Origin of the sequence: Rathayibacter sp. AY2B5 (assembly GCF_002931645.1) — a bacterium.
Taxonomy (GTDB): Bacteria; Actinomycetota; Actinomycetes; order Actinomycetales; family Microbacteriaceae; genus Rathayibacter.
The window spans coordinates 113,311-130,757 of the sequence record NZ_PSUE01000006.1 but is presented as its reverse complement, the minus strand read 5'-3'; the positions used below and the strand labels follow the sequence as shown (position 1 = coordinate 130,757).

The window sequence follows — 17,447 nt, the reverse complement described above, 5'->3', positions numbered from 1 at the left end:
GCGCCTCCTCGGATGCACCCGGTCTGAGATTCCTCGAAAGAATTCCTGCCGGACGCTTCGAGGGCCCCTCGCGGCGCTGGCCCGAGCGCCCGTGCCGGGCTAGCCTCCGACCAGGAGGTGCGGAGGATGGGCAGGCGCGGCGTGGTCCTCCTCCTCGCCGCCGCGGCGCTCACCACGGCGGCGGTCGCGGGCGTGCAGGGCTCCCTCGCCCCCCGGGCGCCGGTCGCCGACCAGGCCGCCGCCGCCTCCGACGCCCCCGCCCAGTGCGACGACACCCGGGAGCTGCTGGCCGCCTCGTCCGCCTTCGAGGGCGGAGCGGGCGTGCCGGCCGGCCACCTCGTGGCCTGCCTCGACGAGGACCACCGGCGCCTCACGATCCACAACCGCACCCCCGTCGTCTGGAGTCTCGGCGACTCCTCGGTGCGGGGCGTGACGAGCGGGACGGACGGAGTGACGGGTCTGCTGAGCCTGCACGCGTCGCAGTCCTCCTCCGGGCTGCTCCTCGCACCCGGATCGGCGGCCTCGGTCTCGGCCGGCGACGGGAGTATCCGACCGCGGCCCGACGAGCCCTCGACCCGGCTGCAGCTCGCGCTCACCGCGGTGGTCGCGGCTCAGGATCAGGCGATCGGCCCCTCCGCCGGTCCCGACAGCATCATCCGCGGCGCCGCGCTCACCTGCGCGGTCGTGGTCGCGGAGTCGGACACCGGCTGGCGGGTGACCTCGCCGCGGGCTCTCGCCGCGGCGGCCGAGGACCCGGTGTGCGCGCGCGACTGGGGCCGCGCCCAGCGCAGCGCGGCGGCCTGGCGGATCGCCCTGCCCGGGCTCGTCGACGCCGTGGAGGCTCCCGGCCGCCCCGAGGAGGACACGGCGCTCCAGCGGGCCGCGGCCGACTGGTTCTCGGCCTCGAGCGGCTACTCGTGGGGCGGAGTCGACCGCCCCGCTCCCCTGCCCTGACCGGCGCCGCGCGCCTCGTCCGCCCGGGAACGCGAACGGGCCGCCCTCCGCGAGGAGAACGGCCCGTTCGGCAAGAAGTTCGCGGTGTCATCGAGACCGCGCCCTGCTCCGGGAGGAGCTAGCGGCGCAGACCGAGACGCTCGATCAGCGAGCGGTAGCGGTTGATGTCCACATCCGACAGGTAGCCGAGGAGTCGACGACGCTGACCCACGAGCAGCAGCAGACCACGACGCGAGTGGTGGTCGTGCTTGTGCTCCTTGAGGTGCTCGGTGAGGTCCTTGATCCGCTTGGTCAGGACGGCCACCTGCACCTCGGGGGATCCGGTGTCACCGGGGTGGGTCGCGTACTCTTCGATGATCGCCTTCTTGACATCTGCTTCGAGTGCCATATATGGGATCCCCTCTCTCTCGTTGCGCGGTGCCCGGCGCCTGATGCGTGGGCTCTCTTGATCCGCGGCCGTCGAACGGCAACCGGACGACTCTACCAGAGGGAGGGCGGTATCAGGAGCCGGTGGCCCGGTTCCAGAGCACGACGAGCCACGGCGAGACCAGCAGCTGCCAGTAGACGAGCACGAGGACGTTGAGGACCACGCCGATCCAGCCGGCGATCGGCGGGCGCTTCTCGCGACGCCGGGCGCGGAGGGTGGAGACGGCGAGCAGGATCCCGGCGAGCAGGACCGCGTGCACGAGCGCGGTGTAGAGCACGCCGACCAGCAGATCGCTGACGCTCTGGTCGCCCGGGTAGGCGCCGAGCGAGATCAGTGCGTACCAGACGAAGAACGACAGCGGGACGGCGAGGACGGCCAGGAGGACCGAGACGATCCCGGCTCCGTAGCGGCGGAGGAACCCGCGGGCTCCCGAGGCCGTGGCACCGGTCCGAGCGGCTCCGGCGCGGACGCCGCCCGTGGAGCTGCGCCGACCGCCCGTGGCGGCCGCCGCGCGACGCGCGCCCGCCTCGGCGGCGGTGCGGATCGAGCGTCGCGAGGGGGCGGCTCCGGCTGCTCGCGGGGCAGGAGGACCCTGACGCCCGGGCGCGCCGTCGGATGACGTGCTCATGCCTCTCACCCTAGGGGATGACCCCTGAGCCCCCGGATCGGCGCGACGCGGCCCGCCGGGGCGGCGGAGTCAGCAGAATGGAGCGAGTGAGCCAGACCCCCCGCGCCCCCCGGCGCAGCCACGTCCTCGACGTCTCCCCCCTCCGCGAGTCCCCGGCTTTCGCCCGGCTCTGGGCCGGCAACGTGATCTCGGGCATCGGCGGCCAGATGACGATCGTCGCGGTCGGCCTGCACATCTACGAGCTCACCGGATCGACCCTCGCGGTCGCGCTGGTCGGCGTGGTGGCGCTGGTCCCGACCGTGATCGCCGGCCTCTACGGCGGGATGCTCGCCGACGCGTTCGACCGCCACCTGGTGCTCCTGCTCGCCGCGGTCGTGGCCTGGGGCTCGACCGCGGGGATCGCGGCCCTCGCCTGGCTCGGCGCCGAGACCCCGCTCTCCCTCTACGCGCTCACCGCCGTGAACGCGGTGGCGACGACGGTGATCGTGACCACCCGGATGACGCTGGCTCCGCGGCTGCTCCGCACCGAGCTGGTCCCCGCCGCCGCCGCGCTGGGCGGCATCGCGAGCGGAGTCGAGGTGACCGTGGGGCCCGCCCTCGCCGGCGTGCTGGTCGCCTCCTCCGGCTTCGCGATCACGTACACGATCGACGTCGTGCTGTTCCTCGCCGCGTTCCTCGGCATCGCTGGGCTGCCGGCGCTCGTGCCCGAGGGCGAGCGGCAGCGGCCGGGGCTGGAGTCCCTCCGCTACGGCCTGGGCTTCCTGAAGGGCGCCCCGAACATCCGGATGTCCTTCCTGGTCGACATCGTGGCCATGACCTTCGGACAGCCGCGCGTGGTCTTCCCGGCGGCCGCCGCCGTGCTGCTCGGCGGAGGCGCGGTGACGGTGGGCGCGCTCACGGCCGCGTTCGCGATCGGGGCGCTGATCAGCGGCGTCTTCTCCGGCCGGCTGACCGGGGTCCGCCGGCAGGGCCTCGCGATCGGCCGCTCGATCCAGGTGTACGGAGCGTTCGTGGTCGCGTTCGGCGCGGTCCTGCTCGGTGCCGCACTCGTGCAGCACGACGCGTCGGCGCCGAACGCGGTGCTCATCGCGCTGGCGGCGGTCGCCCTGGCCGGCGCGGGCGCCTCCGACAACGTCAGCTCGATCTTCCGGCAGACGATGCTGCAGACCGCGGTCCCCGACAACATGCGGGGTCGGCTCCAGGGCGTGTTCATCGTCGTGGTGACGGGCGGCCCGCGGGTCGGCGACCTCTACACGGGACTGCTCGCCTCGCTCGCGCTGCTCTGGCTGCCGCCGCTCGCGGGCGGGCTCGCGATCATCGCGATCCTCGCCGCGGTGCTGCGACTCCGACCGGGGTTCCGTGGGTACGACGCCCTGCACCCGACGGCCTGAGCGGAGGGGCGTCTCCCTCGAGCCGGATGGGACAGCGCGCCCGCCCGCTCGGCTCAGGCCGGCGGACGGGCGCGCCGGGGATCAGTCGCCGGAGGCCGCGTCGGCGCCGCCGCCGTCGGTCAGCCGGTCGTCCGAGACCAGTCCGCTGTCGTCGTCGCGGCCCTCGACCCGCACCGGGCGGTAGACGTGGAAGCCGTCGTCGTCGGGCTCCAGCTCCCAGACCACCTCGACCTCCTCGCCGTCGATGTCGGCCAGGCGGGTGAAGGAGCGCTGCGGGGAGCCGTCGATCATCTCGAGGCGGATGCTCTCCTGCTCCGCTCCGCTGTCGAGGATGGCGGTGTACGTCGATTCGGTGTCCATGCCTCGACGCTAGACACGCGCGGGGAGGCGTCGCCACCCCTTGCGGCGGCGCGCGGTCCGCGTAGCGTCGGCACCATGACCGACACCGACATCACTCCCGCCGACTCCGACGACCGCGAGCAGATCACCGAGATGGTGAAGAGCGCCGGGATCGGGCTCCTCACCACCGTCAACGCCACCGGGCAGCTCGTCAGCCGTCCGCTCAAGGCCCAGGACATCGACTTCGACGGCGAACTGTGGTTCTTCACGCAGGACCCGTCGCCCAAGGTCGACGACATCCGCGCGAACCCGAGCGTCAACGTCGCGTTCGAGTCGAAGAAGGGCTACCTGTCCGTGGCCGGCTCGGCGACCGTCGTGCACGACCCGGCGAAGGTGGACGAGCTGTGGTCCCCGGCCGTCGCCGGCTGGTTCCCCGACGGCAAGGACGACCCGACCGTCGCGCTGATCCGCGTCGAGGCCGAGACCGTCGAGCTGTGGGCGACCGACGAGCCCCGTCCGGTCGTGCTGTTCAAGGTCCTCAAGGCCGCCGTCACCGGCGGACAGCCCGACATCGGCGAGAACCGCACCGTCTCCTTCGAGTGATCCCTCCTCCGGGGCGCCGCCGGGGCGCGGCGCCTCGCGGGGTCAGGCGTCAGGCGCCGCCGAAGCGCTCGGTGCGGACGCGCTCGGGCGCGTGGCCCTGCTCGACCAGGGCGGTGGCGACGGCCTCGACGAACGAGGTCGGGCCGCACACGTAGACGGTCGGCTCGAGCGAGGCCGGCAGAGCCGCCTCGGCGAGCAGCTCCGGAGTGACGCGGCCGGCCGGACGTGCCGCTCCCGCCGGCGCCACCCGGGTGAAGACGTGGTCCACCGCGACTCCGCCCGTCGCGGCCGGCCGCTCGGCGAGCGCCGCCAGCTCCTCGCGGTAGTAGGCGAAGACGGGCGAGCGGACCGAGTAGAGCAGCTGCATCCGCGCCGCGCTCCCGGACCGGGCGTGCTCGCGCGCCATCGCCATCAGCGGCACCACACCGCTCCCGCCCGCGATCAGCTGCACCGGCTCCGCCTGCTCGGGGCGCCAGACGAACCAGCCGCCGATCGGACCGCGGATCTCGAGCCGGTCGCCCGCTTCGAGGCCGTCGACCAGGTACGGGGAGACCTCCCCGTCGTCCAGCCGCTCGACCGCGAGCTCGACCCGCTCCCCGTCGGCCGGGGCGCCGATCGAGTAGGAGCGGCTCGCCTGGTAGCCGTCGGGCGCGGTGAGGCGCACGTCGAGGTGCTGCCCCGCCAGGTGGCCCGGCCACCCGGGCACGCGGAGCACCAGGAGGCGCGACGTGGGCGTGAGCGGCGCGACCGACTCGGCCACCGCCTCCGTCCACATCACCAGTAGCGCTCCTCTTTCCAGGGGTCCCCGTGCATGTGGTAGCCGTTCTGCTCCCAGAAGCCGGGCTCGTCGCCGGGCATCAGGCGGAGCGTCCGCACCCACTTCGCGCTCTTCCAGAAGTAGAGGTGCGGCACCAGGAGCCGGGCGGGGCCGCCGTGCTCGGCCGCGAGGGGCTTCCCCTCGAACTCGGTGACGACCCAGGCCCTCCCGCCGCGGATCTCGGCGAGCGGGAGGTTCGTCGTGTAGCCGCCGAAGCTCTGCGCCATGACGAAGCCGGCGTCCGTCTCCAGGCCCTCCAGCAGAGTGTCGACCGAGACGCCGCGCCAGCTGGTGCCGAGCTTCGACCACCGGGTCACGCAGTGGATGTCGGTGTGCACGTCCTCGTGCGGGAGCGCGTCGAACTCCTCCCGGTTCCAGCGGCGCACGCCCGCGGGGCCGCCGTCGATGGAGAAGGCCCACTCATGGATGTTCGGGGTTGGCCCGATCGAGAGGACGGGGAAGCCGTTCTCGAGGTGCTGGCCCGGCGGGAGGTCCGGGTCCGCCTCCCTCTTGCCGAAGAAGCCCCGCGTGATGATGCCCATGTCCGCCCTCGTCGTCCTCGGGGCCTGGCCCCGGATCGCTGGAAACCGCTCGTCGCGCTCACGCTACCGCTCGGTGCTACCGCATGCGGGCCCGCCGGGCGAGCCCGGGACCGTGTCGGACGTCGGTGCCAGGATCGGGGCATGAGACGAACCGTCGTGCCGCCGTACCTCCTCGTCCGCATCGCCCGCCTCGACGATCCGGCCTTCGCCCGGGCCGCGCGGGCCGCGAGCCGCTCGCTCGAGCAGGACGTGCCGTTCCGGCGCGTCCGGCCCGGAGAGCCCGCGCCCGACCGCGGGGCGCCGACCGCCGCCGCGACGTCCTCGCCGCGCACCCGCGTGCAGTCGCTCCAGCGCACCATCGCGGACGCGCGTACCGAGGAGACCCTGCCCGGCACGGTCGTCCGCCGCGAGGGCGAGGCGGCCACGGGGGACGCGGCCGTCGACGAGGCGTACGACGGCCTCGGTGCGATGTCGGCCTTCCTGCAGGGTGCGTACGGCCGCGACTCGATCGACGACGCCTGGCTGCCGCTCGACGCGACCGTGCACTTCGGCGACGACTACGACAACGCCTTCTGGGACGGCTCGCGGATGGTCTTCGGCGACGGGGACGGCCAGGTGTTCCGCCGCTTCACCGTCTCGCAGAGCGTGATCGGCCACGAGCTCACCCACGGCATCACCGAGTACACGGCGAACCTCGTCTACCGCGGCCAGTCCGGGGCGCTCAACGAGTCGGTCTCGGACGTGTTCGGAGCCCTGCTGGAGCAGTACGGCGCCGGCCAGAGCGCCGACGAGGCGAGCTGGCTGATCGGCGAGGGGCTCTTCACCGACGAGGTGCAGGGCACGGCCCTGCGGTCGATGATCGCCCCCGGCACCGCGTACGACGACGACGTCCTCGGCTCCGACCCGCAGCCGGGCTCGATGGCCGACTACGTCGAGACCGACGACGACAACGGCGGAGTGCACATCAACTCGGGGATCCCCAACCGCGCGTTCGCCGTGGCGGCGACGACCCTCGGCGGGAAGGCGTGGGAGCGCGCAGGGCAGGTCTGGTACGACGTGCTGACCGGGGGCGTCCTCACCGCGACGGCCGACTTCGAGGCGTTCGCCGCGCTCACCGTGCAGGCCGCCGCCGAGCGCTACGGATCCGGCTCCGAGGTCGAGGCCGCCGTGCGCACCGGCTGGACGACGGTCGGCGTGACCCTGTCCGCCTGAGCCGGTCCGATCGAGGGCGGAGGCGGGTAGCATCGCGCGCATGGACGTCATCGTGTCGCGCAGCGGCGGAGTCGCCGGCCTCCGCCGGGTGTGGCGGGTCGACGTCGAGCAGCAGCCCGACGAGGGCGCGTGGCGCGACCTGCTCGGCTCGCTCCCCTGGGACGCCGCCGACGGCGAGTCCCCCCGGCGGGCCGACCGCTTCGTCTACGAGATCCGCGTGCAGACGCACCACGTCCGCCTCGGCGAGACCGAGCTCGACGGAGCCTGGCGCGAGCTGGTCGACCGCGTGAAGAAGGCGCAGCCCCGCTAGGAGCTGCGCCTTCGTCGTGTGCTCGGAGCTACTTGGTGCCGAGCAGGTCGATCACGAAGATCAGGGTCTTGCCGGAGAGCGGGTGCCCTCCGCCGGCCGGGCCGTACGCCAGCGCGGGCGGGCAGATCAGCTTGCGGCGGCCGCCGACCTTCATCCCCGGGATGCCCTGCTGCCAGGCGCGGATGAGGTTGTTGAGGGGGAAGTTGATCGACTGGTCGCGGCTCCAGGAGGAGTCGAACTCCTCGCCGGTGTCGTACTCGACGCCGAGGTAGTGAACCTCGACGGTCGAGCCGGGCTGCGCCTCGGCGCCGTCGCCGACGACGATGTCCTCGACGACGAGGGTGTCGGGGGCCGGGCCCTCAGGGGCGTCGACCTCGGGCTTGGTCAGGTTCTCGCTGCTCATGCCTCGATCCTACGGCGCTCGGGAGCGGAGTCTGGGAGCAGGCTGCGAGCACTCACTCCACGAGCGTGAGGCGCTGCGTCGGCCGGGTCATCGCGACGTAGAGCGATGCGGCGCCGCGCTCGCCGGTCTGCGCGATGAGGCGAGGGCGGGCGATGATCACGGAGTCGAACTCGAGCCCCTTGGCGTCGTTCGTCGACAGCACGGCGATCGCGCGGTCGAGCCCGGTCGCTCCACGGCCCACCTCCCGGCCGAACCGCTCCTCGAGGCGCTCGGCGATCGCGGCGAGGTCGTCGTCGGGCGCGATGACCGCGAGCGTCCCCTCCGCCTCGATCGCCCGGTCCTCGACGACGGCCGCCAGCACGCGCTCCGAGAGGCTCGCGTCGCCGCGATCGCGGATCGTCCGCACCGGCCACTCGGTGGAGCGCACGGCCTCCCCCGGCGTGATCTCCAGCCCGTTCTCGCGCGCCGTCCGCTCGGCGAAGGCGACGATCTGCGCGGGCGTGCGGTAGTTGACCGTCAGCTCCTCCAGGCGCCACGGCGCCGCCTCCATTCCCCGGCCCTGGCGGCCGAAGGTGTCGCGGAGCGCGGCGTCCCAGCTCGAGGCGGCGGAGGCGCCGGACGCCTGCGCGACGTCGCCCACGATCGTGAACGAGCGCATCGGGCAGCGGCGCAGCAGCACCCGCCACTGCATCGGCGAGAGCTCCTGCGCCTCGTCGACCACGACGTGCCCGTAGGTCCAGGTGCGGTCGGCCGCGGCCCGCTCGGCGGTGGTCCCGAGCACCGAGCGCTCGGCGAAGCCGGCCGCGAGGTCCTTGGCGTTGACGAGGCCGTCGACGCCCATGTTGCGGATGGCGGCCTCCGCGTTCTCGACGTCGCGCTTGCGCTGCTCCTTCTCGGCCTTCTTCGAGGCGTCGGCGTGGTCGTCGTAGGCGCCGAGCAGCTCCGCGGCCTCGTCGAGCAGCGGTACGTCGGAGACCGTGAACGAAGCGTCGCGGTCTCGGCGGAGGAGGGAGCGCTGCGCGGCGGTCCAGCGCGGCGTGAGGGTCGCGAACCAGTTCGGACGGGCGTAGAGGTCCTGCAGCAGCTTCTCGGGGGTCAGCGGGATCCACGCGGTGTTGAGAGCGACGCGGACGTCGTGGGCGGTCCGCACGTCCTCGCGCAGCACCGCCTCGTCGGCCTCGTCGACCGTGCTGCCGTGGCTCCGCAGCTGATCGGCGAGCTGGCGGGTGAGCTGCGAGAGCAGCGTCTTGACGAAGGAGACGCGCGCCTCGTTGTGCGGCTTGCGGGTGTCGCGCGCGCGGGTGATCGCGCGCTCCACGTCCTGCGGCTCCAGACGGAGCTTCTCGCCGTTGACGTCGAGCACCTGGGTCTCGGCCGGGACGGTCTGGCGGGAGCGGACCGCGCGCTTGAGCAGCTCCGCCATCCGCGCCGAGCCCTTCACGCGGGCGACCGCGGGCACGTCCTCCTCGACGAGGTCGAGGCCCGGGTAGAGCTGGCCGAGCGTCGAGAGGACGACACCCGTCTCGCCGAGCGAGGGCAGCACCGCCTCGATGTAGCGGAGGAAGGAGCGTGAGGGGCCGACCACGAGCACGCCGGAGGAGGCGATGCGGTCGCGGTAGGAGTAGAGGAGGTAGGCGGCCCGGTGCAGGGCGACCGCGGTCTTGCCGGTGCCCGGCCCGCCCTGCACGACGAGCACGCCGCGCAGCTCGGACCGGATGATGCGGTCCTGCTCGCTCTGGATGGTCGCGACGATGTCGTGCATCCGGCCGGTGCGCTGCGCACCGAGGGCCGCCATGAGCGCGCCCTCGCCCTGCAGCACGGTGCCCTCGCGCAGCAGCTCCTCGTCGAAGACCTCGTCCTCGAAGCGGAGGACCTCGCGGCCCCGAGTGGTGAGGTGGCGCCGGGCGCGCGTCCCCATCGGCCGGGCGGCGGTGGCCTGGTAGAACGCGGCCGACTGCGGGGCGCGCCAGTCGAGCAGCAGCGTGTCCTGCTCCTCGTCGCGCAGGCCGATCCGGCCGATGTAGCGGTGCTCGGCGTCGGCGTCCGCGAGCGTCAGCCGGCCGAAGGCGAGCCGGTCGTCGGCGCCGGTGAGCGAGCGGATGCGGTCCTCGTAGAGCCGCGCGTAGGCGTCGCGCTCGGAGCGGCTCTGGTGGTTGCCGCCGACGCTCTCGATGCGGACCGTGTCCAGAGCCTCGCGGGCCTGGGCGATCAGCTCGTCGAGGCGGGCGTAGAGCGCCGCCACGTAGTCGCGCTCCCGAGAGAGCTCGGTGGCCTGCACAGTGCTGCCGTCCGTCATCGTCCGCCTTCCGAGGGTCCGCCGCCGCGGGCCGGGAGGCGCGGGATGCGCTCCGGGGGCCGCGGGAAAACAGGCGGTCCAGTCTACCGAGCGATCCGAAGCGGGCCGTGCCGACAGCGGGATCCGGATGCCTCTTGCGCTCGGCGCCGCGGAGGAGCATCCTCTCTCTCACGAAGAGCTCGACGCCCCGTCCGAGCAGCCGGCCCTGCCGCTGCCGCAGGGCGTCGGGCTCTTTCTCGCGGGTGTCCGTCCTCCGTCCGGTCATCGACCGGGAAGAGAACCGGACGGCCCCGCGTTGCACGCCCCATGGCCACTCCGAGCAGCAGCGTCACCGCCCCCTCCCGCGCCTCGATCGACCTCACGGAGTCGGCACGCGCCGGCTGGGAGTCGTGGCTCGCCCGACGCGTCGAGCGCGTCACCGGACCCCGGGGCGATCTCGCCCTCGTCGAGACGCGCTGGCTCGAGCCCGGCGAGAGCGTCGACGACGAGCAGGCGCTGGCCGGCTACGGCCCCTCGGCGACCCTGACGCGGATGCGCCGCGAGAACCTCGACACCGGCGAGCCCGAGTACGGCTACCGCGTCTGGGACGCGGCCTCCGACGGCATCCGGTCCTTCGACGCCATCGAGACCTTCCCGTTCGACGCCGCCTGGGTGCTCGAGGCGTGGTTCGAGCCGGTCGCCGAGGACCGCACGGTCCCGTTCGAGCACCTGCGCGACAACGGCGCCACCCGCGAGCTCGTCGTGCCCGGCGACATCACCTTCTCGCTCGTGGACGACGGGCGCGCCCGCGAGTACACGGTCGCGGCGTTCGACGACGGCGGCACGCTCCTCGTCCCGTTCGGCGATCCGACCAACCGCAGCGACGACCCGGAGCTCGCGAGCTACCCCGTCGGCCGCTTCCTCGTCGTGCAGCGGATCGGCGGCGCGGCCGACGCGGGCACCCCCGCTCCGGTGCTCCTGGACTTCAACCGGGCGTACATCCCGCCGTGCGGCTTCTCGCCCCACTACAACTGCCCGCTGCCGCCCGCGCAGAACCGGCTCGGCGTGCCCGTGACGGCCGGCGAGCGCCGCGTGCGCAGCGCCTCCGCCTAGCGCGCCGGGGCTGAGCGGGGGCGGCCCCGGCTCAGCGGGTGAGCACCGCCCGGCGGGCGACGAGCTCGTCGAGCAGGACCTGCTCGTCGACCGCTCCGGTGCGTCCGCCGCGGCCGAGCAGGAGGTGCTGCCGGTGGTGCGCGAGCCGCGTCGCCGAGCGGAGGAAGTCCCGCATCGCCCGCGGCCGGTCCCCTCCCGCGCTCCGGGCCCAGCGAGCGGCGGTGCGGCGCCCCTCCGCGGTGCCGATCATCCGCACCTCGGCCGGCGAGAGCCAGCCGGCGACGGCGTAGTCGTCGAGCCGCTGGAGCGTCACGCGCCGCTCCTGCCGGCGCAGCAGCACCACCACGACCACGGCGACCGCGAACAGCGGCACCTGGACCACGCCGTAGAAGCCGAACCAGTCGGACACCAGGAACGACGAGCCGTTCCAGAGCGCGTGCAGGAACGCGGCGAGCGCCAGCCCGAGCAGGGCGATGGGCAGCCGCGCGACGGCGGGCCGGTTCGAGGCGAAGCCGAGGGCCGCGCCCGTGCAGGCGGTGAAGAGCACGTGCGCGAAGGGCGAGAGCACCCCGCGGAGGAAGAAGGTCACGGCGAGCGAGCCGAGACCGCCCTCCACCAGCGCGCTGCCGAAGTAGAGGATGTTCTCGACGAAGGCGAACCCGGAGGCGACGACGGCCGCGTAGACGATGCCGTCGACGGGCCCGTCGAAGGTCCGGCGCCAGATCAGCAGGACGAGGAGGACGCCGATCCCCTTGGCCGTCTCCTCGACCAGCGGCGCCTGGATCACGGCGCCGACGAAGTCGGATCCGCTCGGCTGCTGCCCGGACGCGTAGACGGCGATCTGCACGCCGAGGTCGACCAGGAGCGCGATCGCGACGGACCCGGCCGCGCCCCAGAGGAACGCGAACCACAGGCCCAGCGCTGGCTCCGGCTCCCACCGGTCGACCCAGCGGACGCCCAGCAGAACCACGGTCAGCGGGACGAGGGCGATGACCGCGCAGATCCCCGCGGCGCTGACGCCGAGTCCGAGAACCACGTAGGCGAGCACGAGCAGCAGCAGGATCCCGAGGAGCGCCACGCCGATCGAGCCGAGCACGGTCGGCACGACGGAGGGGCGGGCGGTGGCGGGCGGTGCGGGCGGCGGATAGGCGCTCATGGGGCCGACAGTAGGGCACGGGCGGGGTGCGCTGTCGGCGGTTGACACGCGCCGGGCGCGTGGAGGAGGGCCGGGGTGCGGACGCCCGTGTCCGATTCCCGCTCCTGCTCGACGTCGCCGCGTGCGAGGCTCGAGGCGTGCCCGACTCCGATCCGCTCTTCGAGGAGCGCTACCGCGCCGTCGCCTCCCGCGACTCCCGGTTCGACGGGCGGTTCCTGACCGGCGTGCACTCCACCGGCATCTACTGCCGTCCGAGCTGCCCCGCCATCACGCCGCGGCGCGCGAACGTGCGCTTCTACCCGACGGCCGCCGCAGCGCACGAGGCGGGGCTCCGCGCCTGCAAGCGCTGCCTGCCGGACGCTGTCCCCGGCTCCCCCGAGTGGAACCTGCGCGACGACACGGCGGCGCGCGCCATGCGTTTGATCGCCGACGGAGTGGTCGACCGCGAGGGGGTCGAGGGGCTGGCCGCCCGGCTCGGCTACGGCGCGCGCCACCTCGGCCGCATCCTGCGCGAGGAGCTGGGCGCGCCTCCGCTGGCCCTCGCTCGCGCCCAGCGCGCCCAGACCGCCCGGCTCCTGCTCACGAGCACCGACCTGCCCGTGTCCGACGTCGCCTTCGCCGCCGGCTTCACGAGCATCCGGCAGTTCAACGCGACCCTGGCGGAGGTGTACGAGCGGACCCCGACGGCCCTGCGCGCCTCGGCCCGCGGCACGCGCTCCGAGGCGAGCGTCCACGACGGCGCGACCACGCTGGAGCTCCGGCTGGCAGTGCGGGCTCCGTTCGATCCCGGGGTGCTCGACGTGCTCGGCGGCACCGCGCTCCCGGGCATCGAGGAGGCGTCCCCCGGCGGCTACGCGCGCTCGCTCGTCCTGCCCGGGGGCGCGGCGCTGATCCGGCTGGCGGCGGACGGGGAGAGCGTCCGCTGCAGCGCGACGCTCGTCTCCGTCGCCGACGTCGGGCCGCTGGTCGCCCGGGTGAGGCGGCTGCTCGACCTGGACGCGGACGCCCGCGCCGTGGACGAGGCCCTCGCGGCCGATCCCGCACTCGCTCCGAGCGTCGCCGCCCGCCCCGGTGTCCGCGTGCCCGGCTCCGTCGACCCGGCCGAGACGCTGGTGCGCGCGCTGCTCGGCCGGCGGGAGGCCGCACGGCTGGTCGCGGCGCTCGGCGCGACGCTCCCGGAGTCCGTGGCGAGCGGATCGATCGCACGCGCCTTCCCCTCCCCCGCGGTGATCGCCGAGCACGCCGCCGACGTGCTCCGCGGATCCGCCGACGTGCTGGTGCGGACCTGCACGCTGCTCGCCGAGGGAGCCCTGCGGCTCGACGCCGACCGGGAGGAGCTCGCCGAGCAGCTGCTGGCGGTCCCCGGGATCGACGCGGCCACGGCGGCCGAGGTGGCACAGCGGGCGACCGGAGATCCCGACGTCCTGCTCACCGGGGATCCCGTGCTCCGGCGGGGCGCGGCGGCGCGCGGTCTGCCCGCCGGCGAGCGCGGGCTGGCCGAGGCCGGGCGCCGCTGGGCGCCCTGGCGCAGCTACGCCGGGGCGCGCCTCGCGGCCGCGGTCACGCCTCCGGCGCGGGGTCGATGATCGGGAGCGCCGCGGTCATCGCCTCGATGCCCGAGAGCCGCGCCGGCGAGATCAGCCGCATGACCTCCTCGCGGGACATCAGCCCCGCCTCGACCACCAGGTCGGCGATGTTGCGGCCGGTCGCGAGGGCGGCCTTCGCGAGGGCGGCGGACGCGGTGTAGCCGATGCTCGGCGTGAGCGCCGTCACGACCCCGACCGAGGAGGCGACCATGGCCTCGAGCCGGTCGACGTTCGCGGTGATGCCGTCGATGCAGTTCTCGCGGAGCGTCCTGCAGGCCTGCGTCATCCAGGTGATGCTCTGCAGCAGCGAGTGCGCGATCACCGGCTCGAAGGCGTTGAGCTGGAGCTGACCCGCCTCGGCCGCCATCGTGACCGTGACGTCGGCCCCGGCCACCGAGTAGGCGACCTGGTTGACCACCTCGGGGATGACCGGGTTCACCTTGCCGGGCATGATGCTGGATCCCGCCTGGCGCGGAGGCAGGTTGATCTCGCCGAAGCCGGCCTGAGGGCCCGAGGAGAGGAGCCTCAGGTCGTTGCAGATCTTGGACAGCTTGATCGCGGAGCGCTTGAGCGCGCTCGAGAACGACATGAAGACGCCGGTGTCGCTCGTCGCCTCGACGAGGTCCTGCGCCATCTCGAGGTCGAGGTCGGTGATCTCGTTGAGGTGGCGGACAGCGGCCGCGCCGTAGCGCGGATCGGCGGTGATGCCTGTGCCGATCGCGGTGGCTCCGATGTTGACCTCGGCGAGCAGCCAGATGGTCTCGGAGAGGCGGGCGTGGTCCTCGCCGAGGGTCGTCGCGAAGCCGTGGAACTCCTGGCCGAGCGTCATCGGCACCGCGTCCTGCAGCTGCGTGCGGCCGACCTTCAGGACGCTGCCGAACTCGACCGCCTTGCGGGAGAACGACTCGCGCAGCAGCGCCAGCTCGTCGAGCAGGCGGCGCAGCGACCAGGTCATCGCGATCTTGATCGCGGTCGGGTAGACGTCGTTGGTGGACTGGCTGCGGTTGACGTCGTCGAGGGGGTGCAGGTGCGCGTAGTCGCCCCGCTCGAAGCCGCCGATCTCGAGTGCGACGTTGGCGACGACCTCGTTCGCGTTCATGTTCGTCGAGGTGCCGGCGCCGCCCTGGATCACCCCGACCACGAACTGGTCGTGGAACTCGCCGTCGATGATGCGGCGGCACGCGGCCTCGATCAGCTCGGCCTTGGCGGGGGCGAGGGTGCCGAGCTCGGTGTTGGCCCGGGCGGCCGCGAGCTTGACCGTCGCGAGGGACCGGACGAGATCGGGGTAGATCGAGATGGGGCGCTTCGAGATCGGGAAGTTGTCGAGGGCCCGCGCCGTGTGGATGCCCCAGTAGGCCTCGGCGGGGATCTCCATCGAGCCGAGGGAGTCGCTCTCGGTGCGCGTGGCGGGGGTCTCGGTGTCGTCCAGGGCTCTGCCTTCCGGGTCGCGGTCGGGGAGGGTGCTCGGTGCGAGGGTCACGTCCAGCTCCGTTGCTGTCGTCGTGCGGCCCCGGAGGGTGCAGGGGGCTCGCGAACTGCGCGGCCAGCCTATCCCCGGGGCACGGGGCGGCGGCGGACGCGGGCGCGGAGCGTCCGCTCGGCGGGCGCGGAACGACCGCGCCTCCCGCCGCCGGAGCGGACAGGAGGCGCGGGACGCGGGAAGCGGCGGATCAGCGGTAGTCGCTGCCCGACGCGAGGGCCGCGAGCGGCACGAGCACGACCACGACGAGCACGGCGATCGCGAAGAGCAGGACGAGGCCGAGCATGACGGAGTTGAGCACGATGCCCCAGATCGAGAGCGTGCGGCCGGTCGGCTCCCTCCGCAGGCCCAGGATGCCGAAGACGAGGCCCGCGGCCGGAGCGATCACGGTCAGTCCGAAGAAGACGGAGGTGACGCCGAGGATCAGGCTGGTGAGCGAGAACGGGGTCGAGGGCGCCGGGGCGAGCGCCGCGGGCGGGACGGCGGGGGTGCCGTAGGGGGCGCGGGCCTGCTGCGAGGAGGCGGACTCCTCGGCGGCGGGGCGCTCCCCGGCGGACGGCCGCTCCTCGGTGAGGACGGCGGTCGCGCCCAGGTCCACGGTCGGCTGCTCGTCGGCGGGGGTGGAGAGGCGGGCGGTGCGGTCGTCGGTGGTCACGGTGTGCTCCTTCTCGGGTGCCGGTCGCCCGGCGGGATGCGGTCCCGCCGGGCGGGCCGGCGGTGCTGCCGGTGTGCTCCGGCGATGCCTCCACGCTACGGACGAGCCCGGACCCGCCCCATCCGGGGAACCCCCGGAACTCGGGGGCGATCCCCCGCCTCGAGGGGGGGGCGGGTGCGAGACTGGTCCCGGCGCGAGGAGGCGGCGACGATGGACGACGACGAGCTGCGGCACCGCACCCGGGACCGCAAGGGCGCCCGGGCCGTCTGGTTCGCCGGGCTCTCGGCGCTCGCCGGCTTCGTGGTGATCTCCCCCGTGATCTCCCTCACGGCGACCGTGATGGTGTGGGGGTCGCGGCGGCGGATCGGCACCCTCAGCGACCGGAACGGCCTGGTCGCCGTCAACTGGCAGCTCACCTACCTCGCGCTCCAGCTGATGCTGGTCCCGCTGCACCTCGCGCTGGTATCGGTGCGCGACTCGCTCGGCGCCGACTGGCCGCTCGCGACGATCTCGGCGATCCTCGCGCTGGCCGTGCTCAACCTCGTGCTGTGCGTCGTCCTCGGAGTCCGGTCCGGCCAGGGCCGTACCGTGCGCCTCTGGATCGCCGTGCCCTTCGCCCGCTCCACCCGTCCGCCGCGCTGACCGTCCGGGGACACCGGGCACGGCGGCTCTCCGCTCCTGGGACTCCGCCCGGCGTGTCCGCGGCGCGGTGCCCCCCTCCACGTCGCGGCGGCGGGCAGGGTGGTGGAGTGATCGCCTTCCCTCCGCCCGTGTACGTCGTGGCCGACGACGGAGTGCGGCTGGCCACCTATTCCGTCGGCGAGGAGAGCGCCCCGACCGTCCTCGCCGTGCACGGCTTCGCCTCCCACGCCGTGCTCAACTGGGAGACGTCGGGCTGGCTGCGGACGCTGCACCGGGCCGGGTACCGCGTCGTCGCGCTCGACCAGCGCGGGCACGGCGCGAGCGAGAAGCCGCACCACTCCGACTCCTACAGCGTGGACGCCATGGTGGCCGACCTGGTGCGGGTGCTCGACTCCTACGACCTCGACGCGCCCCACGTGCTCGGGTACTCCCTCGGCGCCCGGATGAGCTGGGTGCTGGGGCTCGAGCACCCGGAGCGGCTCGCATCGCTGAGCCTCGGCGGGCTGACGGTGGGCGAGCCCCTCCGCTCCTTCGACGCGGAGGCGGCCCGGGCCCGCGTCGCCTCCGGCGGCGAGATCGACGACGGCTTCACCCGCGCCTTCATCGGCATGGCGGAGGGCGTGCAGGGCAACGACCTCGCAGCGCTGGTGGCGGTGGCCGACGGCGTCCGCGGCGGGGCGCACCCGGAGCACGGGCGGCACCCCGGCCTGCCGACGCTGCTCGTGACCGGCGGCGCGGATCCGATCGCTCCCGGCGGTGAGCTGCTGGCGGCGGAGGCGGGGGCGCGGTTCGTGAGCGTCCCCGGCCGCGACCACACCAGCACCGTGCCCGCGCGGGGCTTCAAGGACGCGGTGCTGGCGTTCCTGGCGGAGCAGCGCTGAGCCGGCCCCGCGCCGGACGGGAGCACCGCGAGC

The 17,447-nt window shown here is 74.1% G+C and carries 19 protein-coding genes; 9 read left to right on the top strand and 10 right to left on the bottom strand.

The features are described 5' to 3' along the window. Positions 1 to 126: 126 nt before the first annotated feature. Entirely contained in the window at positions 127 to 954 is an 828-nt protein-coding gene (locus C5C30_RS06455; protein WP_104262704.1) for a hypothetical protein, read from the top strand. Between the two features lie 118 nt (positions 955 to 1,072). Here C5C30_RS06455 and rpsO read toward each other — a convergent pair whose 3' ends face one another. Further along, complete coding sequence (gene rpsO, locus C5C30_RS06450; RefSeq protein WP_068252328.1) at positions 1,073 to 1,342, bottom strand: 30S ribosomal protein S15; 270 nt, start codon at positions 1,340 to 1,342, stop codon at positions 1,073 to 1,075. A 112-nt stretch (positions 1,343 to 1,454) separates the two neighbouring features. Next, complete coding sequence (locus tag C5C30_RS06445; protein WP_104262703.1) at positions 1,455 to 2,009, bottom strand: hypothetical protein; 555 nt, start codon at positions 2,007 to 2,009, stop codon at positions 1,455 to 1,457. Between the two features lie 86 nt (positions 2,010 to 2,095). Between C5C30_RS06445 and C5C30_RS06440 the strand changes: the two genes are divergently transcribed. Continuing rightward, positions 2,096 to 3,400 carry an MFS transporter gene (locus tag C5C30_RS06440; RefSeq protein WP_258065822.1) on the top strand — a complete coding sequence of 435 codons (1,305 nt, stop codon included), beginning with the start codon at positions 2,096 to 2,098 and terminating at the stop codon, positions 3,398 to 3,400. 81 nt (positions 3,401 to 3,481) lie between these two features. Here C5C30_RS06440 and C5C30_RS06435 read toward each other — a convergent pair whose 3' ends face one another. Then, a complete protein-coding gene (locus tag C5C30_RS06435; RefSeq protein ID WP_104224817.1) occupies positions 3,482 to 3,760 on the bottom strand; it encodes a hypothetical protein in 279 nt (92 codons plus the stop codon). 75 nt (positions 3,761 to 3,835) lie between these two features. Between C5C30_RS06435 and C5C30_RS06430 the strand changes: the two genes are divergently transcribed. Continuing rightward, positions 3,836 to 4,342, top strand: coding sequence for a pyridoxamine 5'-phosphate oxidase family protein (locus tag C5C30_RS06430; RefSeq protein WP_104224818.1), 507 nt, complete (start codon positions 3,836 to 3,838; stop codon positions 4,340 to 4,342). Between the two features lie 49 nt (positions 4,343 to 4,391). Here the strand turns inward: C5C30_RS06430 and C5C30_RS06425 are convergent, their stop codons facing one another. Next, entirely contained in the window at positions 4,392 to 5,117 is a 726-nt protein-coding gene (locus C5C30_RS06425; RefSeq protein ID WP_104226284.1) for a ferredoxin reductase, read from the bottom strand. Next, positions 5,117 to 5,701, bottom strand: a complete 585-nt coding sequence (locus tag C5C30_RS06420) for a molybdopterin-dependent oxidoreductase (protein ID WP_104224820.1) — start codon at positions 5,699 to 5,701, stop codon at positions 5,117 to 5,119. Before C5C30_RS06420 ends, C5C30_RS06425 begins: the two co-directional genes overlap by 1 nt. A 141-nt stretch (positions 5,702 to 5,842) precedes the next feature. Here C5C30_RS06420 and C5C30_RS06415 point away from each other — a divergent pair, with 141 nt between their 5' ends. After that, entirely contained in the window at positions 5,843 to 6,913 is a 1,071-nt protein-coding gene (locus C5C30_RS06415; RefSeq protein ID WP_104333382.1) for a M4 family metallopeptidase, read from the top strand. Between the two features lie 40 nt (positions 6,914 to 6,953). Then, positions 6,954 to 7,223: a protealysin inhibitor emfourin gene (locus C5C30_RS06410; protein ID WP_104272746.1), complete on the top strand. Its 270-nt coding sequence runs from the start codon at positions 6,954 to 6,956 to the stop codon at positions 7,221 to 7,223. 28 nt (positions 7,224 to 7,251) lie between these two features. On the opposite strand, the gene C5C30_RS06405 is transcribed toward C5C30_RS06410, so the two are convergent. Together C5C30_RS06405 and C5C30_RS06400 are read right to left on the bottom strand one after the other, a co-directional pair. Next, positions 7,252 to 7,626, bottom strand: a complete 375-nt coding sequence (locus C5C30_RS06405; protein ID WP_104226280.1) for an FKBP-type peptidyl-prolyl cis-trans isomerase — start codon at positions 7,624 to 7,626, stop codon at positions 7,252 to 7,254. Positions 7,627 to 7,678: 52 nt separating this feature from the next. Then, entirely contained in the window at positions 7,679 to 9,922 is a 2,244-nt protein-coding gene (locus C5C30_RS06400; protein WP_104333381.1) for a UvrD-helicase domain-containing protein, read from the bottom strand. Positions 9,923 to 10,228: 306 nt separating this feature from the next. On the opposite strand from C5C30_RS06400, the gene C5C30_RS06395 reads away from it, so the two are divergent. Beyond that, complete coding sequence (locus C5C30_RS06395; protein ID WP_104247431.1) at positions 10,229 to 11,014, top strand: DUF1684 domain-containing protein; 786 nt, start codon at positions 10,229 to 10,231, stop codon at positions 11,012 to 11,014. Between the two features lie 31 nt (positions 11,015 to 11,045). On the opposite strand, the gene C5C30_RS06390 is transcribed toward C5C30_RS06395, so the two are convergent. Beyond that, on the bottom strand, positions 11,046 to 12,170 hold the full coding sequence (locus C5C30_RS06390; protein ID WP_104233243.1) for a PrsW family intramembrane metalloprotease: 1,125 nt from the start codon (positions 12,168 to 12,170) through the stop codon (positions 11,046 to 11,048). A gap of 137 nt (positions 12,171 to 12,307) precedes the next feature. Between C5C30_RS06390 and C5C30_RS06385 the strand changes: the two genes are divergently transcribed. Continuing rightward, the gene (locus tag C5C30_RS06385) at positions 12,308 to 13,756 is read left to right on the top strand and encodes a DNA-3-methyladenine glycosylase 2 family protein (RefSeq protein WP_167299023.1); all 1,449 of its coding nucleotides are present in this window, start codon (positions 12,308 to 12,310) and stop codon (positions 13,754 to 13,756) included. Here the strand turns inward: C5C30_RS06385 and C5C30_RS06380 are convergent. Further along, positions 13,731 to 15,185, bottom strand: a complete 1,455-nt coding sequence (locus C5C30_RS06380; protein ID WP_258064082.1) for an aspartate ammonia-lyase — start codon at positions 15,183 to 15,185, stop codon at positions 13,731 to 13,733. The two genes, C5C30_RS06385 and C5C30_RS06380, sit on opposite strands and share 26 nt — an antisense overlap. Positions 15,186 to 15,426: 241 nt before the next feature. After that, positions 15,427 to 15,891: a DUF4190 domain-containing protein gene (locus C5C30_RS06375; protein ID WP_104226275.1), complete on the bottom strand. Its 465-nt coding sequence runs from the start codon at positions 15,889 to 15,891 to the stop codon at positions 15,427 to 15,429. A gap of 174 nt (positions 15,892 to 16,065) precedes the next feature. Between C5C30_RS06375 and C5C30_RS06370 the strand changes: the two genes are divergently transcribed. Both C5C30_RS06370 and C5C30_RS06365 read left to right on the top strand, forming a co-directional pair. Further along, complete coding sequence (locus C5C30_RS06370; RefSeq protein ID WP_181027172.1) at positions 16,066 to 16,533, top strand: DUF4870 domain-containing protein; 468 nt, start codon at positions 16,066 to 16,068, stop codon at positions 16,531 to 16,533. Positions 16,534 to 16,640: 107 nt separating this feature from the next. Further along, positions 16,641 to 17,414 carry an alpha/beta fold hydrolase gene (locus C5C30_RS06365; protein WP_181027173.1) on the top strand — a complete coding sequence of 258 codons (774 nt, stop codon included), beginning with the start codon at positions 16,641 to 16,643 and terminating at the stop codon, positions 17,412 to 17,414. Positions 17,415 to 17,447: the final 33 nt, after the last annotated feature.